The 23,868-nt window shown below is 69.3% G+C and carries 26 protein-coding genes; 15 read left to right on the top strand and 11 right to left on the bottom strand.

Translation table 11 applies throughout. The features are described 5' to 3' along the window. Window positions 1-3: 3 nt before the first annotated feature. A complete protein-coding gene (locus HFP15_RS20190) occupies window positions 4-801 on the bottom strand; it encodes a TrmH family RNA methyltransferase (protein WP_168517901.1) in 798 nt (265 codons plus the stop codon). A gap of 206 nt (window positions 802-1,007) precedes the next feature. Between HFP15_RS20190 and HFP15_RS20185 the strand changes: the two genes are divergently transcribed. The 6 genes from HFP15_RS20185 (at window position 1,008) to HFP15_RS20160 (ending at window position 7,203) form a co-directional block, all read left to right on the top strand. Further along, window positions 1,008-2,507, top strand: coding sequence for a glutamate-cysteine ligase family protein (locus HFP15_RS20185; protein WP_168518046.1), 1,500 nt, complete (start codon window positions 1,008-1,010; stop codon window positions 2,505-2,507). 50 nt (window positions 2,508-2,557) lie between these two features. After that, window positions 2,558-3,199, top strand: coding sequence for a biliverdin-producing heme oxygenase (locus tag HFP15_RS20180; protein WP_168517899.1), 642 nt, complete (start codon window positions 2,558-2,560; stop codon window positions 3,197-3,199). Between the two features lie 162 nt (window positions 3,200-3,361). Beyond that, complete coding sequence (locus HFP15_RS20175; protein WP_168517897.1) at window positions 3,362-3,982, top strand: superoxide dismutase; 621 nt, start codon at window positions 3,362-3,364, stop codon at window positions 3,980-3,982. Between the two features lie 89 nt (window positions 3,983-4,071). After that, the gene (locus tag HFP15_RS20170; protein ID WP_168517895.1) at window positions 4,072-5,277 is read left to right on the top strand and encodes an MFS transporter; all 1,206 of its coding nucleotides are present in this window, start codon (window positions 4,072-4,074) and stop codon (window positions 5,275-5,277) included. Between the two features lie 4 nt (window positions 5,278-5,281). After that, window positions 5,282-6,070, top strand: a complete 789-nt coding sequence (locus HFP15_RS20165; protein ID WP_168517893.1) for an arylamine N-acetyltransferase family protein — start codon at window positions 5,282-5,284, stop codon at window positions 6,068-6,070. A gap of 164 nt (window positions 6,071-6,234) precedes the next feature. Continuing rightward, window positions 6,235-7,203 carry a hypothetical protein gene (locus HFP15_RS20160; protein WP_168517891.1) on the top strand — a complete coding sequence of 323 codons (969 nt, stop codon included), beginning with the start codon at window positions 6,235-6,237 and terminating at the stop codon, window positions 7,201-7,203. Here the strand turns inward: HFP15_RS20160 and HFP15_RS20155 are convergent. The 3 genes from HFP15_RS20155 to HFP15_RS20145 form a co-directional block, all read right to left on the bottom strand. Beyond that, a complete protein-coding gene (locus HFP15_RS20155; RefSeq protein ID WP_168517889.1) occupies window positions 7,157-8,443 on the bottom strand; it encodes an MFS transporter in 1,287 nt (428 codons plus the stop codon). The genes HFP15_RS20160 and HFP15_RS20155 overlap by 47 nt on opposite strands. 104 nt (window positions 8,444-8,547) lie before the next feature. Then, a complete protein-coding gene (locus HFP15_RS20150; RefSeq protein WP_168518044.1) occupies window positions 8,548-8,970 on the bottom strand; it encodes a MarR family winged helix-turn-helix transcriptional regulator in 423 nt (140 codons plus the stop codon). A gap of 55 nt (window positions 8,971-9,025) precedes the next feature. Further along, window positions 9,026-10,483, bottom strand: coding sequence for an NCS2 family permease (locus HFP15_RS20145; RefSeq protein ID WP_168517887.1), 1,458 nt, complete (start codon window positions 10,481-10,483; stop codon window positions 9,026-9,028). A gap of 55 nt (window positions 10,484-10,538) precedes the next feature. On the opposite strand from HFP15_RS20145, the gene HFP15_RS20140 reads away from it, so the two are divergent. Next, complete coding sequence (locus HFP15_RS20140) at window positions 10,539-10,787, top strand: DUF2530 domain-containing protein (protein ID WP_168518042.1); 249 nt, start codon at window positions 10,539-10,541, stop codon at window positions 10,785-10,787. A 128-nt stretch (window positions 10,788-10,915) separates the two neighbouring features. On the opposite strand, the gene HFP15_RS20135 is transcribed toward HFP15_RS20140, so the two are convergent. Together HFP15_RS20135 and HFP15_RS20130 are read right to left on the bottom strand one after the other, a co-directional pair. Next, window positions 10,916-13,654, bottom strand: a complete 2,739-nt coding sequence (locus HFP15_RS20135; protein ID WP_168517885.1) for a sacsin N-terminal ATP-binding-like domain-containing protein — start codon at window positions 13,652-13,654, stop codon at window positions 10,916-10,918. A 3-nt stretch (window positions 13,655-13,657) separates the two neighbouring features. After that, complete coding sequence (locus HFP15_RS20130; protein ID WP_168517883.1) at window positions 13,658-14,413, bottom strand: DUF3027 domain-containing protein; 756 nt, start codon at window positions 14,411-14,413, stop codon at window positions 13,658-13,660. A 50-nt stretch (window positions 14,414-14,463) separates the two neighbouring features. Between HFP15_RS20130 and HFP15_RS20125 the strand changes: the two genes are divergently transcribed. The 3 genes from HFP15_RS20125 to HFP15_RS20115 are packed head-to-tail and all read left to right on the top strand — an operon-like array spanning window position 14,464 to window position 17,477. Continuing rightward, window positions 14,464-15,240 (top strand): glutaminyl-peptide cyclotransferase, encoded by a 777-nt coding sequence (locus HFP15_RS20125; RefSeq protein ID WP_168517882.1) that lies wholly within the window; start codon window positions 14,464-14,466, stop codon window positions 15,238-15,240. A 41-nt stretch (window positions 15,241-15,281) separates the two neighbouring features. Beyond that, window positions 15,282-16,955: an MFS transporter gene (locus HFP15_RS20120; protein WP_168517880.1), complete on the top strand. Its 1,674-nt coding sequence runs from the start codon at window positions 15,282-15,284 to the stop codon at window positions 16,953-16,955. A gap of 15 nt (window positions 16,956-16,970) precedes the next feature. Further along, window positions 16,971-17,477: a DUF2771 family protein gene (locus tag HFP15_RS20115; protein ID WP_168517878.1), complete on the top strand. Its 507-nt coding sequence runs from the start codon at window positions 16,971-16,973 to the stop codon at window positions 17,475-17,477. Between the two features lie 6 nt (window positions 17,478-17,483). Here HFP15_RS20115 and HFP15_RS20110 read toward each other — a convergent pair whose 3' ends face one another. Beyond that, window positions 17,484-17,870 (bottom strand): cold-shock protein, encoded by a 387-nt coding sequence (locus HFP15_RS20110; RefSeq protein WP_168518040.1) that lies wholly within the window; start codon window positions 17,868-17,870, stop codon window positions 17,484-17,486. A 179-nt stretch (window positions 17,871-18,049) separates the two neighbouring features. Between HFP15_RS20110 and HFP15_RS20105 the strand changes: the two genes are divergently transcribed. Beyond that, window positions 18,050-18,271, top strand: coding sequence for a hypothetical protein (locus tag HFP15_RS20105; protein WP_168517876.1), 222 nt, complete (start codon window positions 18,050-18,052; stop codon window positions 18,269-18,271). Here HFP15_RS20105 and HFP15_RS20100 read toward each other — a convergent pair. Continuing rightward, window positions 18,237-18,860, bottom strand: a complete 624-nt coding sequence (locus HFP15_RS20100; RefSeq protein WP_168517874.1) for an HAD family hydrolase — start codon at window positions 18,858-18,860, stop codon at window positions 18,237-18,239. The two genes, HFP15_RS20105 and HFP15_RS20100, sit on opposite strands and share 35 nt — an antisense overlap. An 83-nt stretch (window positions 18,861-18,943) precedes the next feature. Between HFP15_RS20100 and HFP15_RS20095 the strand changes: the two genes are divergently transcribed. The 4 genes from HFP15_RS20095 to HFP15_RS20080 are packed head-to-tail and all read left to right on the top strand — an operon-like array spanning window position 18,944 to window position 21,678. After that, the gene (locus tag HFP15_RS20095; protein WP_168517872.1) at window positions 18,944-19,546 is read left to right on the top strand and encodes a TetR/AcrR family transcriptional regulator; all 603 of its coding nucleotides are present in this window, start codon (window positions 18,944-18,946) and stop codon (window positions 19,544-19,546) included. 3 nt (window positions 19,547-19,549) lie between these two features. Further along, entirely contained in the window at window positions 19,550-20,512 is a 963-nt protein-coding gene (locus HFP15_RS20090; protein ID WP_168517870.1) for a R2-like ligand-binding oxidase, read from the top strand. Window positions 20,513-20,539: 27 nt separating this feature from the next. Beyond that, window positions 20,540-21,301 carry a PhzF family protein gene (locus HFP15_RS20085; protein WP_168517868.1) on the top strand — a complete coding sequence of 254 codons (762 nt, stop codon included), beginning with the start codon at window positions 20,540-20,542 and terminating at the stop codon, window positions 21,299-21,301. Beyond that, window positions 21,301-21,678 (top strand): YccF domain-containing protein, encoded by a 378-nt coding sequence (locus HFP15_RS20080; RefSeq protein WP_168517866.1) that lies wholly within the window; start codon window positions 21,301-21,303, stop codon window positions 21,676-21,678. Before HFP15_RS20085 ends, HFP15_RS20080 begins: the two co-directional genes overlap by 1 nt. Here HFP15_RS20080 and HFP15_RS20075 read toward each other — a convergent pair. From HFP15_RS20075 to HFP15_RS20065, 3 genes are all read right to left on the bottom strand, one after another. Continuing rightward, on the bottom strand, window positions 21,675-22,118 hold the full coding sequence (locus tag HFP15_RS20075) for an anthrone oxygenase family protein (RefSeq protein WP_168517864.1): 444 nt from the start codon (window positions 22,116-22,118) through the stop codon (window positions 21,675-21,677). The two genes, HFP15_RS20080 and HFP15_RS20075, sit on opposite strands and share 4 nt — an antisense overlap. Before the next feature lie 121 nt (window positions 22,119-22,239). Further along, window positions 22,240-23,040 (bottom strand): metallophosphoesterase family protein, encoded by an 801-nt coding sequence (locus tag HFP15_RS20070; protein WP_168517862.1) that lies wholly within the window; start codon window positions 23,038-23,040, stop codon window positions 22,240-22,242. Window positions 23,041-23,072: 32 nt separating this feature from the next. Next, a complete protein-coding gene (locus tag HFP15_RS20065) occupies window positions 23,073-23,867 on the bottom strand; it encodes an HAD-IIA family hydrolase (protein ID WP_168517860.1) in 795 nt (264 codons plus the stop codon). Window position 23,868: the final 1 nt, after the last annotated feature.

Below are 23,868 nucleotides of genomic sequence, written 5' to 3'. Positions count from 1 at the left end.
AACTTACCGCCCGGCGGTCTCGTAGAACGCGATGGCGGCCGCCGTGGCGACATTGAGCGAATCGACCCCGTCCGCCATCGGGATGCGCACGGTGACGTCGGCGGCCGCGATCGCCTCCTCGGTGAGTCCCGGGCCTTCCGAACCGAACAGCAACGCGACCCGCTTCCCGGTCAGTTCGCGCAGCGCGACCGAGTCCGGCCGGGGAGTCAGCGCGGCGATCGTGAAACCGCTTTCCCGGACTGTGGACAGACCATCGGGCCACGGCTCCAGCCGGGCGAAGGGCACGCGCAGCACATTGCCCATCGAAACTCGCACACTGCGTCTGTACAACGGATCGGCGCAGCCCGCACCGAGCAGCACGCCACCGACGCCGAGCGCGGCCGCGTTGCGGAACAACGCGCCGAGGTTCTCGTGATCGCCGACACCTTCGAGCACCGCGACCACCCGGGAGCCGGCGAGGATGTCCACGACGGACGGTTGTGGCGCACGGCCGGCGACCGCGAGCACGCCGCGGTTGAGATGAAAACCGACGACCCCGGCCATCACGTCGGCCGAGGCGACGTACGCGGGCACCTCGAATCCGGCCAGATCGGGTTCCAGATCACTGATCCGGCGTTCGACGCCTAACAACGCGCGAACCGGGTAACCGGACGCGAGCAGACGACGGACCACCACCGTCCCCTCGGCGATCACGAACCCGCGGCCGCCGGGGCGGTCGGGCCTGCGGTCGGCCGTCGTGAGGTCACGGAAGTCATCGAGCCGGGGGTCGGCCACGTCGTGTACGGAGATCAGCTGCGCCACAAGGACGAGTCTGGCCCGAGGGTCATTGCTCCGAACGAGTCGGGTAGCCCTACGACGAACGGCGCAGCCTCGCGCTTAGTCAGACTCGACCAACGTACTGCACCAATTTGGCCGATAGCCCCAGTTCGCGTTGCTGTGCAACTGTTGTCCGCCGGGCAACAGTCCCCAGACCCCGCGACGCCCGGGCGATGAGAAGCAGGGAAGGCATGGGCCAGGATCTTTCGGCGGATGACTTCAACCCACGCGACCGTGCGAGATACCGCCGCAAGGTCCAGCGCTGTCTGGACACACTGGGCAGGATGCTGACCGAGGGCGGATTTTCCTTCCCGCGAAGACATATCGGGCTCGAAGTCGAGCTGAACCTCGTCGACGCGGGTCTGCGCCCTTCGATGTGCAACTTCCAGGTCCTCGACGCGCTGGACGACCCGTCGTTCACCACCGAACTGTCCCAGCACAACATCGAACTCAACGTCCCACCGCGACCACTGGCCGGAAACTCGGCACTCGATCTGGAACACGATCTTCGCGGATTCCTTGGCGAGGCGGCGAAGAAGGCGGGCGACTCGGGCGCCCGGCTCGCCATGATCGGCATTCTGCCCACGCTGACGCACGATCACTTCGATCAGAAGTGGATCACCAACAGCACGCGTTACACGATGCTCAACGACCAGATCTTCGCGGCGCGCGGCGAGCAGATGACACTGTCGCTGGACGGCGCCCCGCTGGCCGGGCATCCGCCGGAGCGGCTGCACACCTATTCCGAATCGATTCTGCCCGAGGCCGCGTGCACCTCGGTACAGCTGCACCTGCAGGTCGCGCCCGAGGAGTTCGCCGCGCACTGGAACGCCGCTCAGTGTCTTGCCGGGATTCAGGTCGCGGTCGGCTCGAACTCGCCGTTCCTGCTGGGAAAGGCGTTGTGGCACGAGACCAGGATCCCGTTGTTCCTCCAGTCCACCGACACCCGCCCGGAGGAGCTGAAGAACCAGGGCGTGCGCCCGAGGGTGTGGTTCGGCGAGCGGTGGATCACCTCGATCTTCGACCTGTTCGAGGAGAACGTCCGCTATTTCCCCGGTCTGCTGCCCGAGACCGACTCCGAGGACCCGGTCGACGCGCTGGAGTCCGGACAGGCGCCGAAGCTGACGGAGCTACGCCTGCACAACGGCACCGTGTGGCGGTGGAACCGCCCGGTTTACGACCTGGTGGACGGAAAACCGCATCTGCGTGTGGAAAACCGGGTACTGCCCGCGGGCCCGACGGTGCTCGACATGATGGCCAACGCCGCTTTCTTCTTCGGCGCGCAGCGCGCACTCGCCGACGAAGATCGTCCACTATGGACACAGATGTCGTTCCAGGCCGCGGAGGAGAACCTCTACGCCGGTGCGCGCAACGGCTTCGACGCGCAGCTGTACTGGCCGGGCATCGGCTGGATTCCGCCGGACGAGCTGACACTGCGCGTGCTGCTGCCGCTGGCACACGAGGGGCTACGCTCGGCTGAGGTGTCCAGCACGGCGATCGACCGGTACCTCGGGGTGATCGAGCAGCGCTGTCTCACCCAGCGCAACGGGTCGTGGTGGCAGCGCGAGACCGTGGCGCTGGCGGAGCGGCACGGCGCCGACCGGGAGTCCGCGCTGAGCCAGATGCTGGGCAGGTACCTGGAGCTGGCTTCCACGGACGAGCCGGTGCACACCTGGCCGGTAGACCTCTGATCGGGTCATTAGGCTAGCCTAAGTTGCCACGCCCGCTTAGTCTCGAATCCATGGCGGCTCCCCTGACAGTCGAACAGACCCCGTTCTCGGTCACGCTGCGCGAGTCCACCAGAACCGTGCACGAACGCGCCAACGACTCCCGTTTCATGGTGCGCCTGCTCGACGGCGAGCTGACGCTGGCCGACTACGCGCGGCTCGCGGCGCAGTACTACTTCATCTACGAGGCCATCGAAGCCGCCTCGGACGCCATGATCGACCACCCCAAGGGCGGGTCGTTCGTGTTCGACGAGCTGCGCCGGGTTCCGGCACTGGCCGCGGACCTCGAGTTCCTGATCGGGCCGGACTGGCGCACCTCGATCGAGCCGGTGCCCGCCACCGAGGACTACGTCCGTCGCATCCGGACGGTCGCGCACAACTGGGCCGGCGGCTACGTCGCCCACCACTACACCCGCTACCTCGGCGATCTCGCCGGCGGCCAGGTGGTGCGGCGGCTGCTGAAGGACACCTACGACGTCGAGGGGCCGGGCGCGCTGTTCTACCACTTCGACATCGAAAGCACCCCGGCGTTTCGCAAGCGCTACCGCGCGCTGCTGGACAGCACGCCGTGGGACACGGACGAGCGAGTACGCATCGTGCACGAGGTCAGGGCGGCATTTGAGTGCAACATCGCCGTACTGGCGGATCTCGGGTGATCACGCTTACACCCCTGTTGACCTCCAGCTATATCGAGATTGCAGGCTGTGCGGCAGGTGCTTCCCGGAGTCCGGACAAAGGCCGCTCCCCGGTTAGCCACCGACTGCCCTTGCTACTAGGTTGGTAGCGAGGAATCTTGCGTCAAAGAAGAAGGAGGGCTGATGGCCCGGTACGAGCTTCCCGATCTCGACTACGACTACGGCGCCCTGGCTCCGCACATCTCCGGTCAGATCAACGAGCTGCACCACAGCAAGCACCACGCCACCTACGTCAAGGGCGCGAACGACACCCTCGACAAGCTCGCCGAGGCGCGCGACAAGGGTGACTTCGGCGGCATCGTCGGCCTGGAGACCACGCTGGCCTTCAACCTCGCCGGCCACGCCAACCACGTCGTCTGGTGGAAGATCCTCTCGCCGGAGGGCGGCGACAAGCCGACCGGCGAGCTGGCTTCGGCCATCGACGACGCCTTCGGCTCGTTCGACAAGTTCCAGGCGCAGTTCAACGCGGTCGCCACCACGATCCAGGGCAACGGCTGGGCCGCGCTGTCCTGGGACCCGGTCGGCAAGACGCTGATCACCCAGCAGCTGCGCGACCACCACAACAACCTGATCCTGCCGACCGTGCCGATCCTGCTGGTCGACGTGTGGGAGCACGCTTTCTACCTCGACTACAAGAACGTCAAGGCGGACTACGTCAAGGCGCTCTGGAACATCTACAACTGGGCGGAGATCAGCAAGCGGTTCGACAACGCCGTCTCCGGCGGCAACGGCCTGCTTCTCTGACGGCTCGCCGTACCAGGGCCCTCCCACGCGGGAGGGCCCTTTTTTCGCGCATTGACCTCGACCATACTCCAGGTTTTAGCGTCGATGGCATGACACGGACGACGACGCTCGCCACGCGGGCACGCCCCCGCTCGATGCTCGCGACGCTGCTCGGAGTCAGCACCATGACGATCATGGCGAGCGCGACGATCACCCCCGCGCTGCCGGGAATGGAACGACATTTCGCGGCCGTGCCGCACGCAGCCCTGCTCGTGCGCCTCGTGCTCACCCTGCCCGGCCTGGCCATCATGCTCTCCGCCCCCGTGCTCGCCAGGCTCAGCGGACGGGTGGGCCGCGTGCGGGTGCTGACCGCCTGCCTGGTGCTCTACGTCCTGGGCGGCGCTTCGGGACTCGTGCTGGACTGGCTGCCGGGCCTGCTGATCGGTCGGGCGCTGCTCGGCGTCGGTATCGCCGGGATCATGACCACGTCGACGGCGTTGCTGGCCGACCACTACTCCGTGCATGAGCACGGCCGGGTGCTGGGCTGGCAGGGTGCGGCGATGGGTTTCGGCGGCGTCGTCGCGTTGCTGCTCGGCGGGCTGCTCGCCGCGCTGAGCTGGCGCGGCCCGTTCGGGATCTACCTGCTGGCGTTGCCGATTCTGGTCCTGGTGCTTCGCTACGTCCCCGAGCCCACCGTCCAGGAGGAGCCGACGGGCGGGGCCGGCCCGGGCGACGGGGTGTGGAAACCGCGGCTGCTCGCGCTGTACGCGCTGATGCTGGGGGGTGTCGTCGTCTTCTACACGGTGCCGACGCAGGCCCCGTTCTGGCTTGCGCAGGTCGGCCACGCGGGCCCGGTGGTCACCGGCGCGCTGATCGCCGCGGTCAATCTCGTGATGACGGTGATCGGCCTGAACTTCCGGCGGCTGCGTGCGCGGTGCAACTTCCGCGTGCTCGCCGTGACGTTGTTCGCGGCCTACGCCGTCGGCCTGATCGTGGTCGGGGTGGCGGGTTCGCTGTGGGTCGCGGCGCTGGGCATGGTCGTCGTGGGTCTCGGCATCGGCCTGCAGAACCCGACGCTCAACGGCTGGGTCGTGTCGTCGGTGGCGCCCGCCGACCGCACCCGCGCGCTCGGGCTGCTGACCTCGGCGCTGTTCCTCGGCCAGTTCGCCTCGCCACTGATCGCCCAGCCCGTGGTCGAGGCGACCGGACTGGGCCGGACGTTCGTGCTCGCCGGCGCGCTCGGCATGCTCGTCGCGGCACTGCTCGTCGTGCTCGGAAAACGCTTGACCGCCACCGCGGCGGAGGTGGGACGGTAGCCGGATGGACGTCGACGCCTACCTCGACCGGATCGGCGCGGACCGGCCGGCGGCCCCGTCCGCCGAGGCCCTGCGCGAGCTGCAGGCACGGCACCTGGCCACCGTTCCGTTCGAGAACCTCAGCGTGCACCTGCGCGAGCCCGTCGAACTGGCGGAGGACGCGCTGTTCGACAAGGTCGTGCGCCGCCGCCGCGGCGGGTTCTGTTACGAGCTGAACGGCCTGTTCGCGGCGCTGCTGCGCGAGCTGGGTTTCGAGGTGACGCTGCTGTCGGCGCGCGTGTGGAACGGCGAGCGGTACGGGCCGCCGTTCGACCACATGGCCCTGCGCGTCGACCTGCCCGAGCCGTGGCTCGCCGACGTCGGCTTCGGGCGGTTCGCGCGGTACCCGGTGCGGCTAGACTCGCGTGAGCCACAGCAGGACCCCGAGGGCGAGGTGGTGGTATCCGAGACTCCGCAGGGCGACCTCGACGTCCGGCACGCCGGGCGTCCTGCGTACCGACTGGAGCAACGGCCGCGGGAACTGCGGGACTTCGCGCCCACCTGCTGGTGGCAGGCCACCTCCCCGGAGTCGCACTTCACCACGGGGCTGCTGTGTTCGCTGCAGGCGCCGGGCGGCCGTATCACCCTGGCCGGGGACAAACTCATCGAAACCGTGGACGGCGAGCGGGTCGAGCGGGTACTGGTTGGCGAGGAGATCTTGACGGCCTACCGCGTACGGTTCGGTATCGAATTGAACGAGGCCCCGGCCCCGGGATCCTTCCCGGCACCGGGGCCCCGCCCGTTCCCGAACTGACTGCCGCTCCCACCACGAAGCGGACACCGATGAGGTTAGCCTAACCTCATCTCTCGAAGCAAGGGGTGGGTCGGTGCCGCCGTGCCGCTCACCCGATCGCGGGACGAATTCGCCCGGACCACGCCGTCGAGGGACGCGTTTCGTGCCGCTGTACCCTCCGCGACGTGAAAACGTCGACCGTGATCGCGATCTTGATCGGCGTCCTGCTGTCGTTCGCGTCCATCGCGTCCGCCGCGGGATACCTCTGGGCGCAGGACGCGGGCGACAGACCAGCGCAGGCACGTGACCTGCCGAGTATCTGGCCCAGCAAGAACGGGCAGGTGCCGCGCGCCGTCGCGATGCCGGCAGGCGAGATGGTCGCCGCGCTCCCGCCCGAAAGCAGCGCGCATGTGCTGTGCCAGGCCCTGAGCCGGCAGCGCTGGGAGGCGGTGCTGGGCAGCCCCACGCTGCGCGAGGCACTGGACGGCAGCTGCCACGTCGTCACCGGTTCGCTCGAGGTGTTCCTGCGCCTCGACGGCACGCCCGCCCCGCTGCAGAACCCCGACCCGGTGACCGTCGACGGACACAAGGGCGAGATCGAATCCGTCTCGCCGCAGGTCAACTCGCGGCTCAACCTCCGGCTGGTCGACGCCGAACCGAGCGCCCAGGTCAAACCGTTCCTGCAGATCGCGGTCAGCGGCACCGCGAAGCAGCCGCTCGACGAGCTGACCAAATCGATCGCGACCGCGATCGTGCACGCGACCATGACGCCCGGCCCCGCCGTGCCGACAACGTCCAAGGACGGCACGATCCCCGGTCAGCGCATGGAGCCGGTGCCGCAGCACGGAATCGTCGACGCGCCGTGGCCGATGATCTCCTGGCAGCTGTGCACCGCGCTGACCGGAGAACTCGGCGGCAGCGGCAAACCACGCATGGACGGGCAGTGCACGGTGCGCGGGGTGAAGGCGGTGTTCAGCGAAGGCACCTCGCCGCGCGTGTACCCCGACACCCTCGCCGGGCGGCCCGCACTGGTCACGGGCGACCTCGTCGCCGTGAAGCTGACCGACGACTCCACCCAGGAGCTGACGCTCACCGGTGACACGAACCTCAGGCGGCTCGCCGAGGCGGTGCTGCCGCGGTTGCTCGGCCGCTAGAGAACAGCACCCGCAGCCCCGCGATCCGGTTCGGCTGCAGCACCCCGCCGCGCCGGGCCAGCACCACGGCGCACACCAGTGCGGCGATCGCGGAGATCGCGCCGCCGATGACGAACGGCGACCGGCCGCCGAACACGTCGGCCATCCAGCCGACCATCGGACCGCCGATCGGGTTGCCGCCGATCAGGACCAGAACGTAGAGGCCCATGACCCGGCCTCGCATCTCCGGGCTCACCGCGGTCTGGACCAGCGAGTTCGCGGTGTTGAGGAACGTGATCGTGGCGAAACCCAGCGGTATCAGCGCGATCCCGAAGGCGAAGTAGGTCGGCATGAACGCGGCCACGAACTCGACCGCGCCGAGCCCGAAGGCGGCCACCAGCAGCAGCCGCACCCTCGGCTTGCCCTTCACCCCGCGCCGCGCGGCCATCAGCGAACCGGTGAACGTGCCGACCGCGAGCAGTGTGGACAGCAGGCCGTAACCGTCGGCCTGAGTACCGAAGACGTTGCCCGCGACGATCGCGAGCGAGGTGAAGAAGGTGATGCCGAACGTGCTGACGAAGAACACCAGCACCATCACGGTGACCAGGTCGCTGCGCCCGCGCACGTAGGCGAGCCCCTCGCGCAGCTGCCCCTTGGCGCGCACGACGGCGGGGCCGCGGAAGAGCTTGTCCGGGTTCATCAGCAGGAGCCCGGTGATCACGGCGAGCGTGCTGACCGCGTTGGCGAGGAACATCCAGCCGGTGCCGACCCAGGTGATCGCGAAGCCGGCGATCGCGGGCCCGACGATGCGGGCCATGTTGAACACCGAGGAGTTCAGCGCGACCGCGTTCGGGATCTGCTTGCGCCCCACCATCTCCGCGACGAACGACTGCCGTGCCGGCACGTCGAGCGCACTGAAGATGCCGAGTATGAAACAGAGAACGTAGACCTGCCAGAGCGCGACGATGCCGGTGACGTTGAGCATGCCGAGCACGAGCGCCTGCAGGCCGATACCACTCTGGATGAAGATGCACAGCTTGCGCTTGTCGACGCGGTCGGCCAGCACACCGGCCCACAGCGACAGCAGCACGGTCGGCGTGAACTGCAGCGCGACCGCGATGCCCAGCGCCAGCGGGTTGTTGCCGGAAAGCTCGAACACCAGCCAGTCCTGCGCGATGCGCTGCATCCAGGTGCCGATGTTGGAGATGACCTGGCCGGAGAAGAACAACCGGTAGTTGCGCACCCGCAGGGATGCGAACATGCTCGCCTTCGGTGGCGGTGTTTCCTCGGCGGGTGGCGCCTGTCCCTGGGTAGCTGTGGTTGTCGGATATGACGTTGCTTCGCTACCCAGTTTCGGCCGCACCGTTATTCGTTCCCCGCCATCCTGTCGATGATCTCGGCGGCGCGCGCGAGTGTTTCCCGCTCGTCACCGCTCAGTTCCGCCAGCTTGCGGTCGAGCCAGGCTTCCCGGACGGAAATCGTCTGCTCCAGAAAGCCCCGTCCGGCGTCGGTCAGCGCCACGATGGACTGCCTGCCGTCGGTCGGGTGCGGGCTTCGCTCGACGAAACCCATGTCCTCGAGCGCGGCGATCACCCGCGTCATGGACGGCGGTTGCACGCCTTCCTTCGCCGCGAGCTTGCCCGGCGTCAGCGCCCCGCATTTGTGCAGAGTGGACAGTGCCGCGATCTGCGTCAGCGAGACGTTCTGGTCGATCCGCTGTGCCCGTAGTCTGCGATTGAGGCGCACGACCGCGAGCCGGAGCCGGCCGGCCAATGCGCGTTGACGCAAATCGGACACATAGTTAGCGTACCTTACGATCGCGGGGACGATCGGGTGAAACTGCTTACTTCAGCGCGCTCTGAATCGGACCAACCGCGAAGTATGCGACGAACGCCACCGCGATGACCCACATCAGCGGGTGGATCTTGCGCACCTTGCCCGAGGCCGCCTGCAGCACGACGTAGCTGATGAAGCCGACCCCGATGCCGTTGGCGATCGAGTACGTGAACGGCATCACCACGATGGTCAGGAACGCGGGCAGCGCGACCGAGAAGTCGCGGAAGTCGATGTCGCGGACCTGCGCGATCAGCAGCGCGCCGACCACGACGAGCGCGGGTGCGGCCGCCTCGACCGGCACCGACTCGTACAGCGGGGTGAGGAACATGGCGGCGATGAACAGCACGCCGGTGACGATGTTGGCCAGCCCGGTGCGCGCACCTTCGGCGATACCGGACGCCGACTCGACGAACACCGTGTTGGAGCTGGCCGAACCGAACCCGCCCGCGGCACCCGCGAGCCCCTCGACGAACAGCGCCCGGCCGACGCGCGGCAGCTGGCCGTCCGGGCCGAGCTGTCCCGCTTCCTTGGCCAGCCCGGTCATGGTGCCCATCGCGTCGAAGAAGTCGGCCAGCACCAGGGTGAACACGAACAGGACGACGGTGATGATGGGCAGCCGGGTCCAGGCGCCGAAGGAGACGTCGCCGACGAGCGAGAGGTCGGGCAGGCCGACGACCTTGGCGGGCAGTGCGGGGTAGCCGAGGTTCCAGCCCTTGGCGTTGGTGCCGTTGGACGGGCCCGCCTTGACGATCGCCTCGACGATGATCGCGATCACCGTCGTGGAGAGCACGCCGATGAGGATGCCGCCGCGCACCCGCTTCGCGACCAGGATGCCGGTGATCAGCAGGCCGATCACGAACACGAGGGTCGGCCACGAGGCGATCGAGCCGCTGATGCCGAGGCCGACCGGCACCGTCGTGTTCGCCGCGTCCGGCAGCCGCCGCACGAACCCGGCGTCGACGAGGCCGATGAAGCAGATGAACAACCCGATGCCGACCGCGATCGCCGACTTCAGGGCCGCGGGCACGGCGGTGAACACCGCGGTGCGGAAGCCGGTGAGCACGAGGAGGACGATGATCAGGCCCTCGATCACCACCAGCCCCATCGCCTCGGGCCAGGTCATCTGCGGGGCGATGGTGACCGCGACGAGGGTGTTGATGCCAAGACCGGTGGCGATGGCGAACGGGTACTGCGCGACGAGACCCATCAGGATCGTCAGCACGCCCGCGACCAGGGCCGTCACCGCCGCGACCTGCGGTACCGGCAGGATGTGGCCCAGTACGTCCTTGTGCGCCCCGGAGTCCTGCGGGGAGAAACTGCCGATGATGAGCGGGTTGAGCACGACGATGTAGGCCATCGTCACGAACGTGACCAGGCCGCCACGGATTTCGCGGCCGGTCGTAGACCCTCGCTCGCTGATCTTGAAGAAGCGGTCCAGCGCGGATCGCGTGTCCTGCTCTGACATCGGTAGCCTTCCTGACGTGACTGACCCGATCAACGGTGGGGATCGTAAAGGCTCGCTGCGCCCCGTGCCGGAGTTGCCGCCACGTTTAACCGCGCTGTTTCCGATCGTGATCGTGGGCACGGTGGCGTGGGCGGTGGGTTTGGCCGTTTTCGCGATCATTGACCTGGGCTCGGGCCGCTCGCCGAGCGTCTGGCTGTGGACGTGCGTGGCGGGCATCGTGATCAGCTTCATCGGGATGGGCATCATGACCTGGCAGCGAGCCGCCGCCCGCCGCGGTTCACGTTCGGCGCAGACGGGGATCTGACGCAGCGCGAATGACCATCGACGTGCCGATCCGCCCCGGAACGAATCGCCCAACGTTTGGTGCACGGTAGACGATTTCGGCCCCTGGCTTGCCGACCAGCCCAAGGCGCCACCCAAGCCCCGGAAGCGCTAGGAGAACAGCGTCAGCGGGTCCGGGTCGTCCAGCAGCGCCTCGATGAGGTGCCGGTCCGCCCAGCGGTCGGCGGCGTGGGCGAATGCCCTGGCCAGGCCGGCGGGAGTGTCCGCCGCGTGATGTTCCCCGTGAAACGGACCACTTTCGACCCACCACGGCGCGTCACGCTTGACGCCGTCGAGTTCGACGCTCAACTCCTCGTGCACGACGACCCCGCCGTCGGGCAGCGGCATGTCCAGCAGCTCGGCGACCAGGCAAATCGCGGTCAGTTCGGCCCACGGGACGAACTCCCCGTCGTCCGGCATCCGGGCCGAGACCGTCTCGCTCAGTAGCGGCACGTCGAGCAACTCGGCCAGCCGCTCGGCGCGGCTCCGGCCGCTCGCGAAGACTTCGTCCGGCTCGGGTTCCGGGCCGCCCTCGGCTGCCGTGACCAGTCGTTCCGCCGGCCAGGCCGCCGCGAGCCACGGGCGGTCGAGCACCGCCGCCTCCTCGGCCGCGACCACCGAACCGTCCACCGCCCGCACCCGCTCCGGGGCATCCAGCGCGGCCCAGTCCAGCCCGGCATCGGCCAGCGCCGCGTGCGCACGCGCGACCAGGCCCGGCGCCACCGTCCGCCGAGGATCGCCGAGCCGGTCCAGCAGGTCGGCCGCGTCGTCGAGGTCGGCCACTTCCAGTCCGGTTCGCACCCCGGCCGCCGCGAGCACGTCCTCGCGCACGCCGACGTCGGGCACCGGGTCGTACAACCCGGCAAGGCCCGCCGCCGAGGCCAGCCGCCACTCCTGCGGCGCACGCCCGGCCAGCACGGCGTTGCGCGCGATCCCGCTCGCGTCCGCCCGCAGCGCCTGCCACGTCTCCCGCTCCCCGGCGATCAGCCGCAACGCCTCGGGCCACCGCTCGTCGGCGACGAGATCGAGATCGCGAATCCCGTCCTCGGTCACCACGAAACCGTCGAGCACGCCGACCGCGGTCAGCGCGGAGCCCGGCCAGCGCGCGGCGAAATCCTTGTCCAGCACGGCGAGCGGACCGTCTTCGCCGAGCGCGTCCGGATCGAACACCGCGAGCAACGGCGAGGTCGGCAGCACGAGTTCGTCCGCGCGCCGCCAGCCGTCTTCGGCAGGCAGCGCCAGCGCACCGAGATCCTCCGCACTCGCCTCGGAAACCAGGCGCAGCACGGCTTCCGCGAGCGGAGCGGTGTCCAAACCGGACTCGGCATCCTCGACGCTGCGTTCGACCGCCTCGCGCAGCGCGGGCGACTCCAGCAAGTCCGCCGCCTCCGCGGGCTTCGCGCCCAGCCGTTCCAGCAACGGGTGCGCGGCCTCGGGATGGACGAGCCGGAGCCCGACGATGTCGGCTTCGGCCAGCAGTTCCAGCAGCTCGCCGTCGAACAGCAGCGCGCCGCGCGGGCCCGGCAGCGTCCGGTCGTCGGCCAGCGGCACCGGCAGCGCGCCGAGATCGTCGGCCGAGACCGAATGTGCTTCCAGTAGCGGCAAAAGTACGTCGTAGAGCGAACGCCACCACACCGGTGGCCGCTCGAGGCCGGTCAGCGTCTCGACGACCTCGGGCAGGTCGAGCCGCTCGGCACCGACCGTCGCGAGCACCCGCGCCGCTTCCGGACCGCACACCGACACCAGCCTCGGCACCAGCTCGCCGAGCATCTCGACCAGCCGCGGCGAATCGACACCGAGCACCCGCGCGCCCAGTGCCGGGATATCGCCTCCGGCACTGGGCAGCCAAGGCTGCTCGCCGAGTGCACCGATGACAGCTTCCCGCAGTTGACCATCCACTTCGGACAGCGGGAATCCGGCGCTCGGCACGAGGGAAAGCCGTTGCCCGGGCGGCAGTTTCCGCACCAGCGCCGGATAGGCGCTCGCCGGTGCGGTCACGTCCGTGCCCGGCATGATGCGCCGTCGCGACGGTTCCAGTGGCACCTGCGCGATCAGTCGCGCGGGCAGCGACAGCCGCTCGTCCGTCGGTGTCGGCGCGTGCAGCACATCGGTTTCCAGCGGCTCCGGAGCCATCGCCCACAGCCCGCCGGGCGCCTCCTGCACCAGCCATCGCACGACACCGGCGGGACCGGCGATCTCGACGTGACCGTCCACTTCGGAGCGCTGCCACACCGAATCGCCGACCGAGATCCGGGCCAGCCACGGCAGCGACAGCAGCAGATCCTCGACCTCGTCCGCGAGCCTGGCCAGCAGCTCGTCCGGATCGACATCGGCCCGCAGCGGCAACCGGACCTCGGTGTCGAATCCCTCCGGCACCGGCCAGTCGTCCGGCCAGGGCAGCCGCAGCACCGGCACGTCGCCGGGCCGCCCGGCGGCCTCGCGGGTGCGGGCCTCGGAGAACGCCACGCCACCGGTGCGCGAGAGGACCCTCGGCTCGTCGGTGACCGCGAGCACCGCCGCGAACCCGACGCCGAAACGCCCGACCATGCCTTCCTTGGCCGAGGCACGCAGCGAAGCCAGCGAAGCGACCCCGGCGGCGGTCAGTGGCGCGCCGGTGTTCGCGACCCGCAACTCACCATCCACAACGGACACCCGAATCCGGCCGGGAGCACCGGCGGTCTGTGCCGCGTCCGCCGCGTTCTGGGCCAGCTCCACGAGCAGCCGGTCGCGGTAGGCGCCGACCCGCAGGTCGCGCTCGGCGTTGGTGTCCTCGGTGAACCGCGTCGGCGACTCCGCCCACGCCCGCAGCACCGAGGCCCGTAACGCCTCGGTGCCGAAGGGATCAGTCACCGGTCAGGGTTCCATGTCCAGCAGCGAATCGTCGTACACCAGCTCGGCGACCGGCACCGACGAGGTCACTTCGACCTCTACTTCGGAATGCGCGCCGCAGCCGTACTCGACGTTGACCACGTGCCCGTCGGCAGGCGAGATCTCGTTGCCGCACACGCCGAACCCGGCACGCAGCGACCCCGCCAGCGGAAGGTAGAACCCGCACGTGCCACACGCACCCGGGGCACTGCGGGCCATGTCCGACCTCGGTCCGAACTCACCGCTGCGCCACCGCGAGGCGGCCTCGACCCGGCCGTACCGGGAGAGCACATGCACCCGGCCGAGGCCCGCTTCGTGCGCGACCTCCTCCACCGCCGGATCGTCGGACTGCAGGTATGCGGGCACCAGCCGCGGGTCGTCCTCCTCGGTCGGGAAGATGTCCCCGACACCGAGGTCGCCGGGGCGCACCCGGCGCTCCCACGGCACCCACTTCGGCGCGACCAGCGCCTCCGGGCCCGGGGTGAGCACGACCTCGCTCACCGTCACCGGCTCGTCCGGTCCCGCGACCGCGACCGTCACCGACCAGCGCCAGCCCTCGTAACCGGGCACGGTCGCCTCGAACAGGTGGCTCGCGGACACGGCATCCTCGCGTTCGATGCCCGCGTGCGCGCCGACCTGCCCGGCCCCGGCCTCCTCGACCGCGGCCTCGCGCGCGAGCTCCACGGCGTCGGTGAGGGCCCGCTGAACGGATCCGTCATCCAGGGTGAGCAGCAGGGTCATACCCCAATTGTGCAGCGGCGGCTTCACGCGCGTCATGCCAGGGTGAAGTCGTGCACCGTCTCGTGTCCCTCACGCTCGCCATGGCCGTGGCGCTGACGGCCTGCGGAGCCGCCGCACCGGACCAGGCCGCGGCGGTCCCGCGCCTGCGCGCCGAGGTACTCGGGACCCTCCCGCACGACACCGCCGCCTTCACCGAGGGCCTGGAGATCCACGACGGACTGCTCTACGAGGGCACCGGGCTGGCCGGCCGGTCCCAGCTGCGCGCCGGCCCGCCGGGCGCCGCGCCTGCCACCACCGTCGACCTGCCCTCGCCGCTGTTCGGCGAGGGCATCACCGTGCTCGGTGCGACCGTGTGGCAGCTCACGTGGCAGGACGGGATCGCGATCGAGCGTGACGCCAGGACACTGGCGGAGCTGCGCCGGGTCTCCTACGCGGGCGAGGGCTGGGGCCTGTGCCACCAGCCCGGCAGGCTCGTGATGAGCAACGGCTCGGACCGGCTGACCTTCCGCGATCCGGCCACGTTCGCCGCACTCGGCCAGGTGACCGTCCATTCGGGCAACCAGACGTTCGACCAGATCAACGAGCTCGAATGCGTCGGCGACAGTGTCTATGCCAACGTCTGGCAGACCGACACGATCCTGCGCATCGACCCCGCGACCGGCGAGGTCACCGCCCGGATCGACGCGTCCGGCCTGCTCACCGGGGCGCAACGTGGCCAGGCCGACGTACTCAACGGCATCGCCGCGATCCCGGGCACGGACGAGTTCTACCTCACGGGCAAGTTCTGGCCGCTGCTGTTCCGGGTGAAATTCGTTCGAACCGCCTGATCAGTGAGCACGTCCAGCAGGTCATGGGGCAAGATTGAAGGGTGGGTCGCAAACGGAAGTGGACGCCGGAGCCGGGGGCCGGCCGCCCGGCCAGCTCCGGCGCGCCCAGCCGCTTCTACACCGAGGCCCGCCAGCAGACCACGGAGGAGCCGCCGACGACGGCGTTCCGGTCCTCGACGCCGCCGCCTCGCGGCGCGCGCCCGTACCCGCCGCGCACTCCGCCCCCACCACCGCCGCGGCGGACCGAACCGCTGTACGAGCACTACGGCACCGACGGCTACGCCAGGGAACAGCCGAGGCCCAGACCCGAGGAGCCCGCGCGCAACCGCACCGAGGCGACCGCGGGCGGGTTCCCGAGGATGCCGAAGAAGCTGACGGTCACCCGGGTCGCGGCACTGCGCAGCCGGGAGCTCAGCGGCAAGGCGGTCGGCGCGTTCCAGAAGGCCGCGAAGGCCGACGGCGCCGACAAGTCCGGCCTCACCTCGCTCACCTACGCGGTGATGCTGAACTACGCCGGCGACGCGGCACTGGCGGTCGCGCTGGCCAACACGTTGTTCTTCGCGGCGACCAGCGGGGAAAGCCGCGGCAAGGTCGCGCTGTACCTGCTGATCACCATCGCGCCGTTCGCACTGGTCGCACCGATCATCGGTCCCGCGCTCGACAAGATCCAGCGCGGGCGCAGGCTCGCGATGTGTGTCGCGTCACTCGGCATGGCGTTCATGGCCGTGCTGATGGCGCTGCACTTCAACGACTGGGGCCTGTATCCGGCGGCGCTGGGCTCGATGGTGCTGTCGAAGTCGTTCACGGTCCTCAAATCCGCGGTCACGCCACGCGTGGTGCCGCCGGAGATCACGCTGTCCAAGACCAACGCGCGGCTCACCGTCTTCGGGCTCGCCGCCGGCGGTGTGTTCGGCGCGATCGCCAGCGGGGTCGGCTCGTTGTTCGGCTCGGCGGGCGCGCTGTGGTTCACGGCGCTGATCTGTCTGGCGCAGGGCGCGCAGTCGATGCGCATCCCGTCGTGGGTCGAGGTCACCGAGGGCGAGGTCCCGGCGTCGCTCAAGACGCGTCCGATCCGGCGCAAGAAGAAGCGCCAGCCGCTCGGCCAGGACATCGTGATCGGCTTGTGGGGCAACGGTTCCATCCGCGTGCTCACCGGGTTTTTGATGATGTTCGCGGCGTTCGCGGTCAAGGCGCACGCCGAGACCAGCGGGGCGAGCCCGTTCAACCAGCTGCTGATGCTGGGCGCGATCGGCGCGGCCGCCGGTGTCGGCGGGTTCCTCGGCAACGCGCTCGGTTCCCGTTCCCAGTTCGGGCATCCCGCGCAGGTCGTGCTCGGCTCGCTCGCGGCCACGCTGGCCTCGACGATCCTCGCCGCGGTCATGTCCGGGCTCGTGACTGCCGCGATCGTCGGTCTCGTCGGGTCCACCGCGAGCGCCCTGGCGAAGGTCAGTCTCGACGCGGTGATCCAGCACGATCTGCCGGAGGAGTCGCGCGCGTCGGCGTTCGGCCGTTCCGAGACGGTGCTGCAGCTCGCCTGGGTGTTCGGCGGCGCGGTCGGGCTGCTGCTGCCGCCCACCTACTGGCTCGGGTTCCTCGTGGTGTCGCTGCTGCTCGCGCTCGGGCTGACGCAGACGTTCCTGGTGTACCGGGGCGGTTCGCTGCTGCCGTGGCTCGGCGGGAAACGCCCCCAACGTCCGGCCCGCACCGTGGCCTAATTAGTGTTTCAACCCATGCGGCGTAGTCGAATCGCGGTTCTGCTGGCTGGCGGTGCGTTGGCACTCACGGGTTGCTCGGCAGCGGCGAGCCCACCCGAAATCACGTTCTACGGCGACGGTCACACGGTGACCGCAGCCCCCGTCGTGAACTGTGACGCACTGGTCCGCAACTGCGACAAGGACGCGAACGCGACGGCCCGGCTGAAGGTACGGGCCGGCAAGCCGGTGCAGATCTCGGTGCCCTCCGAGGTGAGCGACACGCCGTGGCTGGTCAACGTGCAGTACGCCGACGCGGCCGCGGGCGGCCAGCTGAAGATCAAGCAGCAGTTCTTCTCGCCGAGCACGCGGCTCGCCTACACCGCGACCGCGCCCACCCCGGCCGACCAGCTCGTGGTCGTCGAGGTGCAGCGGATCGGCGCGGCCTACGCCGCAGACCAGTCGGGCAAACCGGTGCTCGACGAGAACGGCAACCCGCAACTCGTCGCGCGATCCCTGTGGTCGCTGCAGATCCAGCCGGGCTGAGCCGGCTTACGGGTCGAGGTCGCGCGCGACCGCGCGCATGACTTCGGCGATGCGCTTGGTGTTCTTGCGGTCGGGGTAGCGGCCGCGGCGCAGGTCCGGCTGCACCTTCATCTCGAGCAGCTTGATCATGTCCTCGACGAGGCCGTGCAGCTCCTCGGCCGGGCGGCGGCGCGCCTCCGCGACCGACGGCAGCGAGTCGATCAGCTGGACGGACAGCGCCTGCGGACCGCGGCGGCCGTCAGCGACGCCGAACTCCAGCCGCTGGCCTGCCTTGAGTGCCTCTACTCCTTGCGGGAGCGCGGTCTTGCGGATATAGACGTCCTCGCCACCATCCTGGGTGACGAAGCCGAACCCCTTCTCCGCGTCGTACCACTTGACCTTGCCGGTCGGCACTGCCCTCACCGTTCCTTCGCTCTGCTTGTTACCTCGCGTGCCCTGCACGACGAACGCGCCCCGGGCGTACCCAGGACGCGTACCGTCCAGCCTATCCCGGTCGGCGCCCCGGGGAGAAGTGGATACCGCGCGTGTATCTCGGGGACCGGGCCGGACCACCGCTCGTTTAACCTGGACGCATGCAGACTGCGGCCAAGACATATCCGCGCAAACCCTGGCTGATGCGGGTCGGGATCGGCGTGTTCGCCCTCGGCGTACTGGCCGTGCTGGTCGTGTTCGTCATGTTCGCCGCGGGACTGCGTGATCTGCCCGTGTGGCTGTCCGCGCTCGCGGGTATCGCGACCCCGCTGGGGATCGCGCTCGGCCTCATCGCACTGATGCGCGAACACCGGAAGCGCTGAGCCAGCCGGGAAATTCCTCCAGGCTGTCGAAAACGACCTCCGCGCCGGCGGCGGTCAGCTCCTCGCGCGCGCACGGGCCGGTGGCGACCCCGATCGGCGTCACGCCGGCGGCCAGCGCGCCCCGGATGTCGCCGAGGTGGTCACCGGCGTAGGCGAGCGCACGGTGCTCGCGCAGCGCCGCCGCCTTGCCGTCGGCCCACAGTTCGCCGACGAGCACGTCCACCTCGAACCCGAGCGCCTTGACGTGCCGTTCCGCGTTGGGGCCGAATTTCCCTGTCACCACAAGCGTTTGCCCGCCCGCGCGGCGCACCGCTTCGAGCGCGGCGTGTGCACCGGGCAACGCGATCGTGCTGGGGATGACGATCTCCGGGTACAGCTCGCGGAACCGCGCGACCAACGCGGGGATGCGGTCCTCGGGCGCGCCGAACTCGCGCAGCACCTGATCCAGCGGCGGGCCGAGGTGCGCGGCGAAGTACTCGCCGTCCAGCGCCAGCCCGGCCTCCTCGCCGAGCACGTTCATGACCGCGGTCATTCCCGGTCTCGGGTCGATCAGCGTCATATCCAGGTCGAAACCCACGGTCATCCCCATACCGACCACCGTATCTTGCTTTACACAGGACTCGAACAGGTCAAGCGTCTTGACATTGGATAGACCTGTGTCAAGCTGTCCGTGTGGCTGACATCACTCCCACTTTCGCGGAGCGCACCAAGGCATCGCTCCGGGAGACCCTGCTCGAGGCGGCGACGACGCTGCTCGCCGCACGGGGTCACTCCGGTCTGCGGATGGCCGACGTGGCCGCGGCGGCGGGCGTGAGCAGGCAGACGGTCTACAACGAGTTCGGCAACAAGACGGCGCTCGTCCAGGCCGTCGCGCTGCGGACGACCGCGGAGTTCCTGGAAGGCATCCGCAGCCGGTTCGAATCGGCGCCGGATCTGCTCGCCGGGATTCACGAGGCGGTCGTCTACACCATCGAGCACGGCCGGGAGAACAAGCTGGTCGCCTCGGCACTGGGCACGCAGGTCGGCGAGGACCTGCTGCCACTGCTCACCACGCGCGGGGAGCCCGTGCTGACGGCGGCGACCGAGCTCGCCACCCAGCACTACCGGGAGTTCCTGCCCGCGCTCGACGAGCCGACGGCCCGGCTGCTCGCCGAGACCGTGACGCGGCTGACGCTGAGCCATCTCGTGCTGCCGACGCACACGGCGACCGAGGCGGCCGATCAGGTCTGCGCCGCGATATCCCCCGCGATCGACACAGTGTCCACAATGGAGTGAGATATGACCGAAACGTTGCAGCCTCGCCGGACCGGATTCACCTCGTTGCGCCAGGGCGGGCTGAACTGGGACGCCTTCCCGCTGCGCCTGTTCGTCAAGGGCAACAAGAAGTTCTGGAACCCGGCCGACATCGACTTCAGCAAGGACGGTGCGGACTGGCAGACCCTCACCGACGACGAACGCCGGTCGGCGACCTATTTGTGCGCGCAGTTCATCGCCGGCGAGGAGGCGGTGACGCAGGACATCCAGCCGTTCATGAGGGCGATGGCCGCCGAGGGCCGTTTCGGCGACGAGATGTACCTCTCCCAGTTCTGCTTCGAGGAGGCCAAGCACACCGAGGTGTTCCGGCGCTGGATGGACGCGGTCGGGCTCACCGGGGACCTCACCTCGTTCGTGTCGGAGAATCCGCACTACCGCAAGCTTTTCTACGAGGAGCTGCCCGAATCGCTCGGCATCCTCGCCACGGATCCCAGCCCGCTCAACCAGATCAGGGCGAGCGTCACCTACAACCACGTCATCGAGGGCAGTCTCGCGCTGACCGGGTACTACGCCTGGCAGAAGGTGTGCACGAAGCGGGGAATCCTGCCCGGGATGCAGCGGTTGGTGAAGCACATCGGTGACGACGAGCGCCGCCACATGGCGTGGGGCACCTTCACCTGCCGCAGGCACATCGCCGCCGACGACTCGCTGTGGGAGGCCGTGCAGCAGCGCATGGGCGAACTGCTGCCGCACGCGCTCGGGATGATCCAGTGGGTCAACGACCAGTTCACCGAGCCGCGCCCGTTCGACAACGATCCGCAGGAGTTCATCGACTACGCCGCCGACCGTGCGCAGCGCAGGCTCGGTGCGATCGAGTCCGCGCGGGGCGTGCCGGTGGAGCAGATCGACCTCGACTACTCGCCGGAGACACTGGAGGAAACCTTCGGCGAGGAGGACGCGAAGGCCTTCGCCGAAATCGCGGGATGAACTCGCCGTGAGGGCTAGGCTGGCGATATGCGCCTTCATGTCGTCGATGCGTTCACCGACAAGGCTTTCGCGGGCAATCCCGCCGGTGTGGTGCTGCTGGACGGACCCGCTGATCCGGCCTGGATGCAGTCGGTCGCGGCCGAGCTGAAGCACGCCGAGACCGCCTTCGTCGAAGTCGGCGGCGAGGGCCCGAAGTCGTTGCGGTGGTTCACCCCCACCGTCGAGGTGGACCTGTGCGGACACGCCACGCTCGCCACCGGGCACGTGCTCGGTGGCGAGCAGGTCTTCAGCACCCGCAGCGGTGAACTGCGCACCCGCGCCGACGGCGGCTGGATCAGCATGGACTTTCCCGCCGACCCGCCCGTCGCCTCGGCCGACGAGGTGGTCCCGGCGTTTCCCGGGGTCACCGTCAAAGAGGTGCTGCGCGGCAAGTGGGACATCCTCGTGCTCGCCGCCGACGCCGCGGAAGTCCGTGCCGTCGAACCGGATCTCGACCTCATCGCGGGCTGGCAGGCGCGCTGCGTGGTCGTCACCGCCCCCGGCGACCGGCCGGGCATCGACTTCGTGAGCCGCGTGTTCGGCCCTGCCGTCGGGGTTCCGGAGGACCCGGTGACCGGCTCGGCGCACTGCACGCTGGCCCCGTTCTGGGCCGCCCGGCTGGGCCGGGCGGAACTCGTCGGCGAGCAGGCCTCCGAGCGCGGGGGCATCGTCCGCGCCCGGTCCGGCACCGAGCGGGTGACGCTGGCCGGGCAGGCCGTCACCGTGCTGAGCGGGGAGTTGCTGGTCTGATGAACCTCGTGTTGAACGTGATCTGGCTGGTGCTCGCCGGGTTCTGGATGGCGCTCGGCTACGTTGTCGCCGGGATCATCTGCTGCGTCCTGATCATCACGATCCCGTTCGGCATCGCGTCGTTCCGGATCGCGAACTACGCCTTGTGGCCCTTCGGCCGCACCCTGGTCGACCGGCGCGACGCGGGCGTCGGCTCGGTGGTCGGCAACATCGTGTGGATCATCTTCGCGGGCTGGTGGCTGGCGCTCGGGCATCTGGTGACCGGTTTCCTGCTGTGCGTCACGATCATCGGTATTCCGCTGGGGCTGGCCAACTTCAAGCTGATCCCGGTCTCGCTCGTCCCGCTGGGCCGCGAGATCGTGCCCGTGCCGGCTTAGCGGGCGATGGCCAGCGAGGCGAAGGCGAGCACGATGACGCCGACGCGCAGGTAGTGGAACCGGTCCCACCGGCGCGCCTGCTGCTTCCAGTCGGCAGGCGCGCTCTCGGCCGACCACGTCTTGGCGCGCGCGTTGATCGGCACCAGCACCAGGAGCGACAGCACCACGCTCAGCAGGAGCAGCGCCACGCCCGCGACCACGAACGGCGCACCGGTCCGGCCCCACGCCAGCACCGCCCACACCGCGCCGAGCACGACGGAGCCGATGTACCAGACCGGCATGACTCCGCCGAGCACGCGCGCCCCGTCGCTGCGTGCGCCGAGCCCGCCGTCGCCGGGGATCCGGTCGAGGATCGGGTTGACGAACACCGCCACCGCGAACTCCACGCCCACCATCACTCCGACCACGACCACCGTGACCACGGCGAGTACGTCCAGCATGATCCCTCCCGGTTTCTAGCGTTGCTAGATGTAGGATCGATACTAGACATGCCGTCGACCCAATGTCTAGCGATGCTAGATTTCAGGTCTGACGAGCCCGCGGGACAGAAATGTCCGGGATTCAGTCCTCGGGCTCCCAGGGCAGGCGCACCACGAGACAAGGCCCGCCGACGAACAGGCCACCGTCGATACCGAGCACCTTGCCGCCCGCGTACAGGTACGGCGACTCGATCTGGGTGGGGTGGATACCGAGCTGGTCGGCGATCACACTGTGCCCGTGCACGATCCGCTGCCCGCCGAGCTGGGCCAGCAGCCGCTCGGCGACGGCCGCGCCGTCCGCACCACGGAACGCGTACCTGGTGGTCATCCGGCGCCACACGTCCCACCAGGACGCGAGGTCGTCACCGGCGAAGATCTCCTGCGCCGTCTCGTTGATCTCCTCGACGGTGTCGCCCCAGTCCAGGTACTCGAGCGTGTCCGAGTGCAGCAGCAGGTGATCCGCCGCGTGCGCGACCAGCGGCCGGGTGGACAGCCACTCGATGTGGTCGTCGGTGAGCGCGTCCTGATCGGACAGTTGCCCGCCGTTGATCTCCCAGCTGCGCGCGAAACTGCGCGGCCCGAAGTCCGAGGGCACCGCCGTATCGCCGAAGTGGTACATGCCCATCAGCAGGATCTCGTGGTTGCCGAGCAGCGTGCGCACCGAGCCGCCGGCCTGCTCCGCCTGGTCCTGCAAGCCCATCACCAGGTCGATCACACCGACGCCGTCCGGACCGCGGTCGACGAAATCGCCGAGGAACCACAGGTTCGCCTCGGCACCACACCATTCGTCGGAGTCGTCGATGAGCTTGTGCTCGCGCAGGGCGTCGGCCAGTTCGTCGCGATGCCCGTGCACGTCGCCTACGACATAGGTCGGGACATCCACCCCTCGACCATAAGCCCTGCTCAGTACTTCTCTCAGACCAGCCCGGAGCTGAACGGGTCCTGGGTGCGGCCGACCAGGTCGGCGATCGAGTCGATCACCGCGGTGGGCCGGTACGGGTAGCGCTCGGCCGACTCCTTCGTGGAGATCCCGGTGAGCACGAGGATCGTCTTCAGCCCCGCCTCGATACCGGAGTGCACGTCGGTGTCCATCCGGTCGCCGATCATGAGCGTGTGCTCGGAATGCACGCCGAGGGTGTTCAGCGCCGACCGCATCATCAGCGGGTTCGGCTTGCCGACGAAGTACGGGGAACGGCCGGTCGCGCGCTCGATCAGCGCCGCGATCGAGCCGGTGGCGGGCAGCAGGCCCTCCAGGCTGGGGCCGGTCGGGTCGGGGTTGGTGGCGATGAACTTCGCACCGGCCTCGATCATCCGGATGGCGCGGGTGATCGCGGTGAAGCTGTAGGTGCGGGTCTCGCCGAGGACCACGTAGTCCGGGTCGCGGTCGGTCAGCACGTATCCGGCCTCGTGCAGCGCCGTGGTGAGACCGGCCTCGCCGATCACGAACGCCGAACCGCCGGGGCGCTGGCTGTCGAGGAACTTCGCGGTCGCGAGCGCGGAGGTCCAGATCCGCTCCTCCGGCACGTCGAGTCCGCTGCGCAGCAGGCGGGCGCGCAGGTCACGCGGGGTGTAGATGGAGTTGTTCGTCAGTACCAGGAACGCGGTGTCGCTGGCCCGCAACTCGGCGAGGAACTCGTCGGCGCCCGGGACCATGTGCTCCTCGTGTACGAGCACACCGTCCATGTCGGTCAGATACGTCCACTGCGTCATG

Source organism: Amycolatopsis acididurans (assembly GCF_012328925.1).
Lineage (GTDB): Bacteria > Actinomycetota > Actinomycetes > Mycobacteriales > Pseudonocardiaceae > Amycolatopsis_E > Amycolatopsis_E acididurans.
The sequence above is the reverse complement of the archived record's forward strand: the minus strand, read 5'-3'. Positions and strand labels throughout refer to the sequence as shown.

What these genes read in the sequence shown, in the direction of transcription:
- HFP15_RS20115 (WP_168517878.1), top strand. Translation starts at nt 16,971, where the DNA reads ATGCGGCGTAGTCGAATCGCGGTTCTGCTGGCTGGCGGTGCGTTGGCA.
- HFP15_RS20085 (WP_168517868.1), top strand. Translation starts at nt 20,540, where the DNA reads ATGCGCCTTCATGTCGTCGATGCGTTCACCGACAAGGCTTTCGCGGGC.
- HFP15_RS20185 (WP_168518046.1), top strand. Translation starts at nt 1,008, where the DNA reads ATGGGCCAGGATCTTTCGGCGGATGACTTCAACCCACGCGACCGTGCG.
- HFP15_RS20075 (WP_168517864.1), bottom strand. Translation starts at nt 22,118, where the DNA reads ATGCTGGACGTACTCGCCGTGGTCACGGTGGTCGTGGTCGGAGTGATG.
- HFP15_RS20180 (WP_168517899.1), top strand. Translation starts at nt 2,558, where the DNA reads ATGGCGGCTCCCCTGACAGTCGAACAGACCCCGTTCTCGGTCACGCTG.
- HFP15_RS20090 (WP_168517870.1), top strand. Translation starts at nt 19,550, where the DNA reads ATGACCGAAACGTTGCAGCCTCGCCGGACCGGATTCACCTCGTTGCGC.
- HFP15_RS20145 (WP_168517887.1), bottom strand. Translation starts at nt 10,483, where the DNA reads ATGTCAGAGCAGGACACGCGATCCGCGCTGGACCGCTTCTTCAAGATC.
- HFP15_RS20175 (WP_168517897.1), top strand. Translation starts at nt 3,362, where the DNA reads ATGGCCCGGTACGAGCTTCCCGATCTCGACTACGACTACGGCGCCCTG.
- HFP15_RS20105 (WP_168517876.1), top strand. Translation starts at nt 18,050, where the DNA reads ATGCAGACTGCGGCCAAGACATATCCGCGCAAACCCTGGCTGATGCGG.
- HFP15_RS20165 (WP_168517893.1), top strand. Translation starts at nt 5,282, where the DNA reads ATGGACGTCGACGCCTACCTCGACCGGATCGGCGCGGACCGGCCGGCG.
- HFP15_RS20170 (WP_168517895.1), top strand. Translation starts at nt 4,072, where the DNA reads ATGACACGGACGACGACGCTCGCCACGCGGGCACGCCCCCGCTCGATG.
- HFP15_RS20155 (WP_168517889.1), bottom strand. Translation starts at nt 8,443, where the DNA reads ATGTTCGCATCCCTGCGGGTGCGCAACTACCGGTTGTTCTTCTCCGGC.
- HFP15_RS20065 (WP_168517860.1), bottom strand. Translation starts at nt 23,867, where the DNA reads ATGACGCAGTGGACGTATCTGACCGACATGGACGGTGTGCTCGTACAC.
- HFP15_RS20100 (WP_168517874.1), bottom strand. Translation starts at nt 18,860, where the DNA reads ATGGGGATGACCGTGGGTTTCGACCTGGATATGACGCTGATCGACCCG.
- HFP15_RS20130 (WP_168517883.1), bottom strand. Translation starts at nt 14,413, where the DNA reads ATGACCCTGCTGCTCACCCTGGATGACGGATCCGTTCAGCGGGCCCTC.
- HFP15_RS20080 (WP_168517866.1), top strand. Translation starts at nt 21,301, where the DNA reads ATGAACCTCGTGTTGAACGTGATCTGGCTGGTGCTCGCCGGGTTCTGG.